Origin of the sequence: Bacteroides muris (ex Fokt et al. 2023) (assembly GCF_024704895.1) — a bacterium.
Classification (GTDB): Bacteria; Bacteroidota; Bacteroidia; order Bacteroidales; family Bacteroidaceae; genus Bacteroides; species Bacteroides muris.
This window is the reverse complement of record NZ_JAMZEE010000014.1, coordinates 1-12849: the sequence shown is the minus strand read 5'-3', so window position 1 is coordinate 12849 and position 12849 is coordinate 1. Positions and strand designations below refer to the sequence as shown.

The 12849-nt window shown below is 47.2% G+C and carries 6 protein-coding genes and 2 pseudogenes; 1 reads left to right on the top strand and 7 read right to left on the bottom strand.

The window, feature by feature from the left end; genetic code table 11:
• Positions 1–19: 19 nt before the first annotated feature.
• Positions 20–1660 carry an amino acid permease gene (locus tag M1B78_RS07525; protein ID WP_257940319.1) on the top strand — a complete coding sequence of 547 codons (1641 nt, stop codon included), beginning with the start codon at positions 20–22 and terminating at the stop codon, positions 1658–1660.
• Here the strand turns inward: M1B78_RS07525 and M1B78_RS07520 are convergent.
• From M1B78_RS07520 to M1B78_RS07490, 7 genes and pseudogenes are all read right to left on the bottom strand, one after another.
• Positions 1631–1861: pseudogene (locus tag M1B78_RS07520) on the bottom strand (acyltransferase); the annotation flags it as partial. The gene M1B78_RS07525 and the pseudogene M1B78_RS07520 overlap by 30 nt on opposite strands.
• Positions 1862–2000: 139 nt before the next feature.
• Positions 2001–3641 carry a fumarate hydratase gene (locus M1B78_RS07515; RefSeq protein ID WP_005824254.1) on the bottom strand — a complete coding sequence of 547 codons (1641 nt, stop codon included), beginning with the start codon at positions 3639–3641 and terminating at the stop codon, positions 2001–2003.
• A gap of 133 nt (positions 3642–3774) precedes the next feature.
• Positions 3775–5766, bottom strand: a complete 1992-nt coding sequence (locus M1B78_RS07510) for a DUF4954 family protein (RefSeq protein WP_257940318.1) — start codon at positions 5764–5766, stop codon at positions 3775–3777.
• 108 nt (positions 5767–5874) lie between these two features.
• The gene (gene hflX, locus M1B78_RS07505) at positions 5875–7131 is read right to left on the bottom strand and encodes a GTPase HflX (RefSeq protein ID WP_257940317.1); all 1257 of its coding nucleotides are present in this window, start codon (positions 7129–7131) and stop codon (positions 5875–5877) included.
• 187 nt (positions 7132–7318) lie between these two features.
• Positions 7319–8095: a hypothetical protein gene (locus M1B78_RS07500; RefSeq protein WP_136009522.1), complete on the bottom strand. Its 777-nt coding sequence runs from the start codon at positions 8093–8095 to the stop codon at positions 7319–7321.
• A 31-nt stretch (positions 8096–8126) separates the two neighbouring features.
• Positions 8127–9755, bottom strand: a complete 1629-nt coding sequence (locus M1B78_RS07495; protein ID WP_229077914.1) for a RagB/SusD family nutrient uptake outer membrane protein — start codon at positions 9753–9755, stop codon at positions 8127–8129.
• Between the two features lie 25 nt (positions 9756–9780).
• A pseudogene (locus tag M1B78_RS07490) lies at positions 9781–12792 on the bottom strand (SusC/RagA family TonB-linked outer membrane protein); the annotation flags it as partial.
• Between the last annotated feature and the right edge of the window lie 57 nt (positions 12793–12849).

Here is a 12849-nt window from a genome sequence, read left to right as displayed (position 1 = left end):
TTATCAGAATTGAAGCACAATGGGATTATTCATCAGAAAGCCATTCGAGGCACTGCAAGCGGAGGCTAATGCCTCCGGAAAGAAAACATTGAAACGTGTACTTGGTCCGTGGAGCCTTGTTGCCCTGGGCGTGGGAGTCATCATCGGAGCGGGTCTATTCTCCATCACCGGAACGGTGGCGGCAGGCTATACGGGACCGGCCATCACACTGTCCTTTGCCATTGCCGCACTGGGATGCTGCTTCGCCGGACTATGTTATGCGGAATTTGCATCCATGATACCCGTAGCCGGCAGCGCATACACCTACTCGTATGCCACGATGGGTGAACTCATCGCCTGGATTATCGGGTGGGATCTGGTACTGGAATACACCGTAGCCGCAACCACGGTAAGCATCAGCTGGAGCCGCTATCTGGTCGTCTTTCTCGAGGGACTGGACATACATCTACCGCAAACCCTCACCGCCTGTCCCTGGGATGGCGGAGTCGTAAATATCCCCGCCTTCCTTATCGTAGTGCTGATGAGCCTCTTCCTGATACGGGGCACGGAAGGCAGCTCCATCTTCAACGGCTTCATTGTATTCCTGAAGGTTTCCGTCATACTGATTTTTGTCATACTCGGCTGGAAATACATCAATACCGACAACTATACACCTTACATCCCTGCCAATACGGGCGTGCTGGGCGAATATGGCTTCTCCGGCATCATGCGAGGGGCGGCCATCGTATTCTTCGCCTTCCTCGGGTTCGACGCCGTGAGCACAGCCGCCCAAGAGACGAAGAACCCGAAGCGGAACATGCCTATCGGCATTCTGGTCTCCCTGCTGGTATGCACCGTGCTCTATATGGTTTTTGCCCACGTCATGACGGGAGTGGCACACTACACCGCCTTCAGCGGACAACAAGGCATTGCTCCCGTTGCCATAGCCATAGAGCACATGGGGCAGGCTGATGCGGCAGGTATCATCCAGCCAGACTATCCCTGGCTGAACCGTGCCATCGTACTGTCCATTCTGTTCGGATATTGCTCCGTCATCATGGTGACGCTACTGGGACAGAGCCGCGTATTCCTAAGCATGAGCCACGACGGGCTGCTGCCTCCTTTCTTCTCGCATATCAACGAAAAGTTCCGTACTCCGGCACGCAGCAACCTGCTCTTCATGGCACTTGTGGGCCTACTGGCAGCTTTTGTACCCGCACGGCTGGCCGGAGAGATGACAAGCATCGGCACGCTGATGGCCTTCACGCTAGTCTGTGCCGCTGTATTGGTGGTACGCAGAACCATGCCTGACGTGCCCCGTTCCTTTAAAACCCCACTTGTTCCACTTATCCCCATACTGGGTATTCTTACTTGCCTTTGCATGATGTTGTTCCTTCCTGCCGATACATGGATACGCCTGGTGCTGTGGATGCTCATCGGTCTGGACATCTACGTGGGCTACGGCATGAAGCACAGTAAGCTGGAGCATGGAGGCGCCACCCGCCACGGGCAGGTGGCCTTGAACATGATTGGACTTATCCTTGCCGTTCTTTGTGTCATCACCGGACTGTGGCACCAACAGACTGTGGGATGGGGAGAAAGCAAAGTGCTGCTGATTATCTCGTTTGTTTTCGCATTCACGCACTGCGCTTACTATATGTGGAGAATCTGGAGGAAATAATAAGCCCTGAATCTCCTCCGTAAAATCCGGCAAGGATATCATATGGCGGAAACCAATGAATGTTACAGCATAGCCAATGGCAAACATGGGAATGCCGATGCCACGGAGTTGCCGGCCCGTCCAGTCATGGTTCCTCAGATAATGCCCCAACAATAGATAACCGTTGAAACCGGCAAAGTAATACAGCATACCGAACGAGTTTCAGTTTGTTTTGCTTGATGAAACAGAGTGTTCTATGCCGCGAAACACTTTGTTTCCCTCTACAAAACAAAAAAGCCGTAACAAGATTTTCTCCGTTACGGCTTTCCTTATATTATGCCTTTCTAAAAGGCTTCTGTTTTTACTTGCTGCAATTCCAGGGCTTCAGTTGCTTGAAGAAGTCGTTGCCCTTATCGTCCACCAGGATAAATGCAGGGAAGTTCTCCACCTCAATCTTCCAGATAGCTTCCATACCGAGCTCGGGATATTCCACACACTCGATGCTCTTGATGTTGTTCTGTGCCAAGATAGCGGCAGGACCACCGATAGAGCCCAGGTAGAAACCGCCATACTTTTGGCAGGCATCTGTCACTTGCTGGCTGCGGTTACCTTTGGCAAGCATAATCATGCTGCCGCCGTGGCTTTGGAAGAGGTCTACATACGGGTCCATACGTCCGGCAGTAGTCGGGCCCATGGAGCCGCAAGCCATGCCTTGAGGAGTCTTGGCAGGACCGGCGTAGTAGATGGGATGGTCTTTGATGTACTGCGGCAGGTCTTCGCCACGGTCCAGACGTTCTTTCAGCTTGGCGTGTGCGATGTCACGGCCTACGATAATGGTTCCATTCAGAGACAAACGGGTGGAAACCGGATACTTGGTCAGCTCCTTCAGAATATCGGCCATCGGCTGGTTCAAGTCAATCTTCACCACGTCGCCTTCACCGGCCTTACGGAGTTCTTCGGGAATCAGTTCACCCGGATTGCTGTCGAGCTTTTCAATCCAGATACCTTCTTTATTGATTTTACACTTGATGTTACGGTCGGCAGAGCAGGAAACACCCAGACCCACGGGGCAGGACGCACCGTGACGCGGCAGGCGGATGATGCGGATGTCGTGAGCCAGATACTTGCCGCCGAACTGGGCACCGAGGCCAATCTTATGAGCTTCTTCCAGTACCAGCTTCTCCAGTTCCACATCGCGGAAAGCGCGGCCGAACTCATTGCCGGTAGTGGGTAGGTTATCGTAGAAGTGGGTGGAAGCCAGTTTCACAGTCAGCAAGTTCTTTTCGGCAGAGGTACCGCCGATAACGAATGCGATGTGATAGGGAGGACAAGCTGCCGTACCCAAAGTCTTGATTTTTGAGATAAGGAAGGGAACCAATGTTTCGGGGTTGAGGATAGCCTTTGTCTCCTGGTAGAGATAAGTCTTGTTGGCAGAGCCACCACCCTTGGTTACGCAGAGGAACTCGTACTCCATACCTTCCGTAGCTTCGATGTCAATCTGTGCGGGAAGGTTGCACTTCGTATTCACCTCATCGTACATGGTGAGGGGAGCATTCTGCGAATAACGCAGGTTCTCTTCGGTATAAGTCTTGTAAACACCCAGTGAAAGAGCTTCTTCATCACAGTAGCCGGTCCATACTTGTTGTCCCTTTTCGCCGTGGATGATTGCCGTACCCGTATCCTGGCAGAAAGGAAGTACCCCCTTGGATGCCACCTCTGCATTACGCAGGAAGGTGAGTGCCACGTATTTATCGTTATCGCTTGCTTCGGGGTCGCTCAGAATCTTAGCAACCTGCTCGTTGTGCGAACGACGCAACATGAACGATACATCACGGAAAGCCGCATTGGCCATTGCCGTCAGACCTTCTTTTTCAATCTTCAGGATAGGTTTTCCTTCAAACTCGCTTACCGACACGTAATCTTTCGTAAGCAGATAATACTCAGTAGTATCTTTCCCTTTCTCGAACATGGGCTGATACTTGAACGGAGGTGTTGTTGCCATAATTACTCGTATATTTAATGTTTAAAAGTGATTCGGATAGCAAAGGCAGCCCCAAAACCGCCTTTACAGAGCAAAGGTAAAAACTATTATTGAAATAATTCTTTAATTAGAGTAAAAAGGCGGCAAATCATAATTATTTTTCTGATACCCGCCGCATCCGTCCTATCAGTTCATCGCCCAGCGCCGTCTTCACCTCTATATGTTTCAGTACAGCCGTCACAAACGGATTACTTTCAAAGTCGCCGCGCACCTGCTCGAAGTCGAGTTCCTTTTCCAGGCGCGAGCCGTCGGCACCGAAGCCCGTCATGGAAGCCAGTGAAAATTCTTTCTTGGCATCCTCATACACCATGCGGTCGAGGCCAACTACTGCTTCTTTCCATTTTTCGACAATGCGCATAACGTCTTCTGCCGTCATGTTCTCCGGTTTGATGCCATAGAACTCTTCCAGCCTCTCATACGCCCATGTCCATTCGTATGTATAATAGTTGCCGTGCATCTTCTCAAACTCGGCATTGATAGACTTCAAGCGGTCGACTTTACCGGACTCAATACCGTCTATCAGCGCATCTATCTCACTCTTCGGGGCTATCAATCCGGAAATATCCACCCATTCGCCACTGCCAATGGCAGTATCGGGCTTCAAACGGGCACGTATTTCTTCATCGCTCCGGAAGTCGATGCCTTCCAAACGCTTGATGACAGAATTTCCGAGGAACTTATGAATGGCAATTTCATAAAAGCGGATGCCTTTCACCAAAGCCGAGTTACGTATCTTCGCGCTATGGAAAGAATAGATGTCCGAAAGCTCGCCACTGGCATGGCGCAGATTCTGCAACGTTTCCCGTCCCTTGAACATCTTCTGCACCGTGTAGGGGCTAAGAAGATTATAGTTGATGTAATCCAGTTTGTTCGGGTCGGTACGCCCGTCACGCTTCGGCCACTTCTGGGCATCACGGATGGTACCCACACTACGCAGGTTGACACCGGGCACGAGGTAGGTGGTATTATTCTGCTCTATCAAGTAAGAGAACGGCAGGTTCGAAGTATCAGAATGGTTGACATGCCGCCCCATTACCAAGGAGAACGCTCCCACCCTTGCAGGCCACAAGATGTACGAATCGGAAGTCGTCTTGGCACCACGCTCCAAAGTGCCTTGATGGATAGGCCCTAACTTATACATATGGTTGCTCTGATTGGACCCCGAACCGGCATTCATAAAGGAAAACATACCGGCAATCAGCAACGTGGATTTATGGTGTGTCACCGTATAAGGTCCGGCAAAAATAGCGCACGCCTCCCCGTTCTCTCCCTGGCAGTTGCTGAAAAACAAAGAATCCGAGGCAGAGTAGTTGTGTCCCAACTTACATGCCTGCCCCACGAAGCAGCGGCTCAGCATAGCTCCGTCATCTACATGAGACCCGGTAGAGATGATGAAATCATCACAAATCACCCCATGCCCGATGTGTACCGGCGCCACCTCGTTGCTGTTGATGCTTCCGTTATACAGACGGCATGTACCACAGATACGGCAATAATCACCGATGCGCACATTCTTTATGGAACCGGTGTTCAATATCATTACATGGTTCCCGATGCTTCCTACAGCAGAAGCATGTTTGTTGGAATAAAAATCCGTGATTTCCTTCATCCGTGCAATCAGCTCCGGGCGATGGCGGTAAAGCGCCAGAATATAGGCTTGGTGTGCGGAGAGTTTATCATTAATCAGCACCTCACGGCCTCCCGTCTCATTCAGGACAGACACTTCTACCCCGTTACCGAACTTCGACACACCGTCTACCAGAATAATATCCACATTCTCAATGAAGGTGTCATGCCCTATTTCATAATTGGCAATGTAGTTCTGGATATTCTCAATGCAACAGTTATCTCCCACCGTTACATTATGCAGCGTCACATGCCGCAAACCGGAATGCTTCCTGATTCCTCCCGGCAACATAAATTCTGAATGGAACACTCCCAAACGCACCTCACCCGAAAAACGGGTATGATGCACAAATTCCGTTGAGAACTCTTCTGCAACGGTTACTTTCCCCCAATCATCAGCCAGACATGACTGGCTCTTCAACCGGAGAATTTCATCTTCGGTCAGTCTTCTGTAATTCATCCTTATAACGAGTTATGAGTTATGAGTTATAAGTTATTGCCTTTGCCGGCACTACCAATTCAAACCGCTGCCAGCAAATAACTCATAACTTATAACTCATAACTAAAATTAAATTTCTTCTTCGTAGGTCTGATAAAGAAAGTCATTATAGGGGTACTTCTGCACGTGCAATTCCTTCACACGCTGATAAACTACACTCTTCAGTTCCTCCATATTGATTTTTTCGCGGGCAGAAATAAAGAGGCAGTCATCCTCCATCTTGGCCATCCACGTCTTCATCAGTTCTTCGAGTGTCAAGTTTTCCTTGGTTCTGGGGGTAAGGTCGTCAGCCGCTTTCTCTATATAAGTATAAGCGTCTATCTTATTGAATACAAGAATCATGGGCTTATCGGCGGCACCGATATCTGCCAACGTCTTGTTCACAACTTCTATCTGTTCTTCAAAATCCGGATGAGAGATGTCTACGATATGCAACAGCAAGTCTGCCTCGCGTACCTCATCCAGAGTAGACTTGAAGGAGTCTACCAAATCCGTCGGCAATTTACGGATAAAGCCCACTGTATCAGAAAGCAGGAACGGCAGGTTCTCAATAATCACCTTACGCACCGTAGTATCCAACGTGGCAAACAGCTTATTCTCTGCAAAGACTTCACTTTTCGAAAGCAAAGTCATCAATGTGGATTTTCCTACATTGGTATATCCCACCAATGCCACACGAATCAAGCGTCCGCGGTTCTTCCGCTGGGTAGACTTCTGCTTGTCAATCTCAGCCAAGCGCTCCTTCAACAATGACATACGGTTCAAGATGATACGGCGGTCCATTTCCAGCTGCGTTTCACCCGGACCGCGAAGTCCCACGGAACCTTTACCTCCACCGGCACCGGAGCCACCACCCTGGCGTTCCAAGTGAGTCCACAAACGTTGCAGACGAGGAAGCATATACTTGTATTGCGCCAGTTCCACCTGCGTTTTCGCGTTGGCAGTCTGTGCACGCATGGCAAAAATATCGAGAATGAGCGAAGTACGGTCCAATATCTTAATCTTCAACTCCGCTTCAATGTTACGTATCTGTTTCGCAGAAAGTTCATCGTCAAAAATCACCATGCCGACTTCACGTTCGGCTTCTTCTTCATTACGGATATACTCTCTGATTTCTTCCAGCTTGCCCTTGCCGACGTAGGTCACGGAATGTGCCTGATCCAGCTTCTGGGTAAACCGCTTCACTACTTCCGCCCCGGCTGTCTCAGCCAAGAATGCAAGCTCGTCCAGATATTCATTGGTCTTACGCTCATCCTGGGTCTTCGTGACAAGACCTACCAATATCGCTGTTTCTGCCCGCACTTCGGAGATTACAAATTCTTTCATAGTTTCTATACCTTATTATATATACGTATTGTTGGTTCGGGCAGCAAATATAAATAATTTTGGCGGAAGCGCCTTAAAAAGGGGAATAAAATAAAAACAGACACAATAGAGAAATGGCATGTAAGATGAAGTCAAACTTCATCTTACATGCCATTTCTAATTACATATTATCTAATTGCCAGGATAATCAGAACCCTTCCGGCATCTCCAGCGTTTCCGTGAATCCTTGATACAGTACTCCCCATTTACCACTGTCAAGTACTACTAAGCCCTGCATCGGGAAAGACAACACGTTTCCTTTACGCTCCATACCTGCTGCTGCAAAGTATAGCATACCATAATCCGTCTTGTCATAACCAGTAGGTTGAGGATCCCAACCTATCAGTTCTTGATTGTCATCGCTTAGCGTAAACATGATGGGATATCCTTTCGTAATGCAATCTTCCAGCTTATAGATGTTAGCCTCTTTAGCCTTCAGCACAGGTTGATCCCAACCCTCGCCAAATAATTGAGATGCATAGTAGCCTGTACCTATATTGAGCCAAGTATAGTCACGCTTTATATTGACCGTCACCTTAGGTGAACCATAAACGTAGGAATCTTCTTCAGGAATGGTAATAGTATAAGATGCAGTAGTACCCACAGCTATGTCAAACGCAATCTTTACTTCTTTGAGTGCTTCACCGGCAGCAAAATCAATCGTTGTCGGTACTGTTACGTTCTCCGCATCTGTAGTCAAGTGAATAGATGCAGCCGCATCTGTTTTCTGACGGCCGATTTTGACCACAAAAACCTGTTCATCATTCGGATAATAAGTCAAATCAGTGTTATCAGCATAAATATAAGCTTGTACACCCTCGGTAGGAACCGGAGAAGGCTCCCACTCCACACCGTCTGAACAAGCCGTCATAGCCAAACCGCATACGGCCAAGCCCAAAAACAATTTATTGAATATCTTATTCATATACAAATTCTATTAAAAGTTAGTTCATTGGTTAATTGTTACCTGGTGCAAACTCCCCTATCGGAGTAGGACGTTTAGCAATAGCACCGGACGGGTCCGGATTGTTCATTCCCTGAAGGGCAGTATTTGAATCGACCTCGGTCTTAGGAATCATCAATGTCCAGTTGGGCTTCACACCTTTACAGTTTATCTTGAAGATATCTTCTATAAAGTTGGTACCCTCATAATTCTGAATGACATCCGGTTTCAGACGTTTAGCCGTGGGGAATGCGATTCCCTCACCCCAGAACTCGATACGCATCTGTTTCAACACCTCAAGTTGGAAATTACGCAAATCACCCGTACTGAAATTGTAATTGCTCTGACGGTACTGCTTCATAAAGTTATTCAACAACTGTACGCCTGCTGCCACATCCTGGCTGGCACCTACTGCTTCAGCCTCTATGAGATACATCTCTTCCACACGCATCACGGGAATATCTGCAGCCGCACCCACAGAATAAGTGTTATAGTCACCACCCACGGGGCGGAACTTCAATGACATATAATCCGGTTGTTCATCCAGCCATGCATTGCCTCTCACTGACTGGTAAGCGTAAGTACTTCTGTCCGGGTCAAGGTAAGAATATTTGCGGAAATCGGTAGCAGGAATCGCGTCATAAAGTGAACGTGCCATCTGGAGCTTAGACAAAGAAGCATATCCCCAATCCGCTTCATTGGAAATGTGACCAATGAAATTAGCAAGATTACCCATATTGGAAGCCGTGGGGTGAAGGTACCACATCCATGCAGAAGTAGCCGTATTGAAACCGGTAGTGGGATTATGCCACTGTGATTCGCTCATAGGTGTTGCTCCCGATTTATCAATAGCCTTGCGGGCATACTCGGCAGCTTTAGCAAACTGACCATCCCACATATATACTTTAGCCTTCAAACCGTATACGACCGCCAAGTCGGGGAAATTCTTACTGACAGGTGTATAAGACTCCAGACCTATCTCTGCCTTGTCAAGGTCGGCAAGAATGAAATTCACCAATTCTTCGTGAGTTGCACGCGGATTGCTCTTCGCAATGTCGTTAGTTGTTGCCTCAGTCACGATGGGCACCGTCAGCCCCAGTACCTTGCTACAATCGGTATAGATGTTTTCTACCGGTTCGAAAAGTACCATCAGCGTATAATAGTCCAATGCACGGAAAGCATGAGCTATACTTCCAAGTCCACGCATTTCATCGGTAATTGTGGGATCAGTCACATCAACGGCCGCAATCACGTCATTGGCCGATTTAACGAACTTATATAGGGTGAAGTAAGGCAAATATGAATAATAGCCGGTGTCGTTCATACCATTATTGGCATTGAAGCGCCACCACCAGTCATATCCGTAATCCGTAGCCACGACATCACCCAGCAGTTCTGTCTGGGCCAACATCAATGAGGGATAAGCAAGGTCGGTCTCATGTGTTTGCTTACCGTACACCAGATAGCCTTGTACCATTTGCGATGGCAAGCCATTAAGCGAAGCCTCAATTGCTGTTGCCGATGCACCAATCTGATCGGAGGTCGCTGTAGAATCTTCGGGAAAAACCTCTTCTATACAGCCGGTCAATACCGTGGCCGATACGACCATAACCGAAAATAGTTTGAATATATTCTTCTTCATAATCATTGTAATCTATATATTAGGTTTAGAACTCAAATGACACACCACCGGAGATGGTACGCATCGGTGAATAGAAAGTAGCATTGGTTGTCTCGTCGTATGACTGACGTGGGTCGAACCCTTTACGTTTAGACCAATAGAAAACATTTTCTGCCGACATATACACGCGCAATGAGTTGATGGCCAACTTTCTTGTCCACTTGGAAGGTAACGTGTAGCCCACATTAATATTCTGGATATTCAAGAAGCTTGCATTTGTCAAGAAGCGCGTAGACATTGCCCCTGAATATTGGTCGTTCATCTGGAAACGAGGGATATTAGTATTTGTGTTCTCAGGAGTCCATGAGTTCAGCAAATCCTTATGGTAGTTGTAACCAGCCGTACCATAAGGTGACGACATAAAGTAAGCATACGTACCATCATATTGCTTACCACCAATCTGGTAAGTGAAGTTTATGCCGAAGTCCACGCCATATACTTTCAGTTTGGTACCGAAACCACCATACACCTTAGGTATTGAGCTTTCCTCTGTGATGTAATAGTCAGCCTGAGCATGATTCGTAGTCGTTTCACGTCCGGTGATATTGCCGGCCTCGTCCTTGACATTCTTATAGAACAAAGACTCACCCTTTTCATTCACTCCGGCATACTCCTTCAAGCGCCATGTAAACATAGACAAATCCTCACCAATGAAGAAGCTTCCGTTAGAATAGCCCTTATATCCTTTTCCATCAGCTGTATACTCAGTAGTAATCAACTTATCAGGATCAAGCATCGTAATACGGTTCTTCAAGGTTGAAATGTTCACATTCACATCCCACGTAAAGTTACGTGTATCGAAGATATTCACATTGAAGTCCATTTCCACACCACTATTGACCATGTTACCAACGTTGTCCATATAGGAAGCATAACCCAATGAGGGAGCCACGGTAAATGAGAACAACATATCCGAAGTCTTACGTCTGTAGTACTCGATGCTACCGGTCACACGGTTCCACAACTGGAACTCTGCACCGATATTGAAGTTAGTGTTGGTTTCCCAAGTGATGTCTTTAGTGCCCTTAGATTTAAATGAAGTACCAAGGCTGTTGTTAGAGTTGATAATGTTAAATCTATCCGTATAGAGGAAATCACCGATATTGTCATTACCTTGTGAACCAATAGAAGCCTTCAACTTCAGTTCCTGCACCCATGAAGCATCAAACCAGCTTTCTTTGTTGATAAGCCACGCACCGCCTACCGACCAGAATGTACCCCAGCGATGGTCCGGATGGAAACGGCTGGAAGCATCACGACGCAAAGAAGCCGAGCCGAAGATGCGTTCGTCATAATTGTATTGCAAACGGCCGAAGAAACCTTCATTGTTACGACGCTCTTTATAGGAAGAAGCACCTTGTCCGTCGATAATGGCACCGTCCAGTTCTTTATTATCTTGAGAGAACATCTGCGACTTGCTGGCAGCCAGAAAGTAATAACGGTAATCATAATATTCATGACCCAAAAGGATGTCGAAGTTATTGTCGCCAAACGAACGGGCATAAGAAACAAGTTGTTGCAAGTTGTAATCGTAAGTACGTGTATGATACTTGCTCACTGTACCTCCGGTGGAGTCAAACTGTCCGTAGTAGGGATTGTACACGTAAGAAAAGCGTGTCTCATCCAAGTTGAAAGCGCCATTGAATGTCACCTTCAAGCCTTCTATAGGAGTTATATCTACAAAGGCGTTGCCGTTAATGGCATTTCCTTCAGAGTTTCTGGTATTAAGTTTATTATCCAGAATAGGGTTGGCATCAGCAATGAAAGGACGCTGCATACCTGCGTTGATACCACTACCGTAGTCCATCATTCCAATACCATTATTATCCATCATGATGCTACCGTCAGCATTGCGCACGTAGGCAGGATAGATGGGAGCCATTTGGGTAACAAACGCCCATATATTACCGATAGACGAACTGGTACCATTGTTACTCAACGAGTTGGAATCAAAACGTGCATATCCCATATTGCCGCCAATCTTCAACCACTTCTTAGCTTGATAATCAGCTTTCAAACGACCAGTCAAACGTTTCAGGTCAGAGCCTTCAGTGATACCCTCATTTCCAAGATAACCTAAAGAAACATAGAAAGAGGACTTTTCATTGGCTGCGCTCACCGAGAAGTTGTATTCCTGACGCAGACCGGTACGCATTCCCACATCTTCCCAATCATCCGGAGTCAGCAGATAGTCACGTCCTTTATAATTCACAACTCTACCCAATGTGGCGTTGGGATTAAGTTTACCGTTCTGACCGATGAGGAATTGCCCATCGGGAACTGTATATACATTGTATCCCAATCCACCGTTGGAGCCAAACAGATTCTTGTTTGCCTCAAGCCATGCAGCTTGGTCATTCATTCCCGTTGACTTATAATAATTGTTCATGGCACGATAATGCATCTCGTAGTACATGCCAGGATTGTCAATCACTTCATATTTCTGCAACGCTCGAGTGTTAGCACCCCACTTAGCATCAAAAGTCACCTTAGCCTCTCCCGACATATTGGCCCTTTTGGTAGTGATGATAATTACACCATTAGCACCACGAGCACCGTAAAGAGCATTGGAAGCCGCATCCTTCAATACTGTCATTGACTCAACGTCGTTAGGATTGATATTATTAATATCACCGCTATAAGGAGCGCCGTCCACAATAATCAGAGGGTCATTCTTTGCATTGATTGAGCTAAAACCACGAATCTTGATGGATGACTTTGAACCCGGAGCACCGTCATTGGAAGTCAGTGTCACACCCGGCACAGCACCTGCCAAGGCATCAGTAACATTCGTCACTTGCGACTGCTCCAGCTTTTCGGTACCAACCACCTTAGCCGAACCCGTAAATGCAGACTTCTTTGCTGTACCGAAAGCAACCACCATTACCTCATCAAGCATCTCAGTATCAGACTTCATCACCACTTTTAAACTGGGTTTTATTGGCACTTCTTGGGTCTGCATACCAATATAAGAAATCACCAGAGTTTTCGCGGAACTAGAATATTTTTTATTTTATTAGTAATCAGTCAATTATGCTATATAGTAGAAATAGCT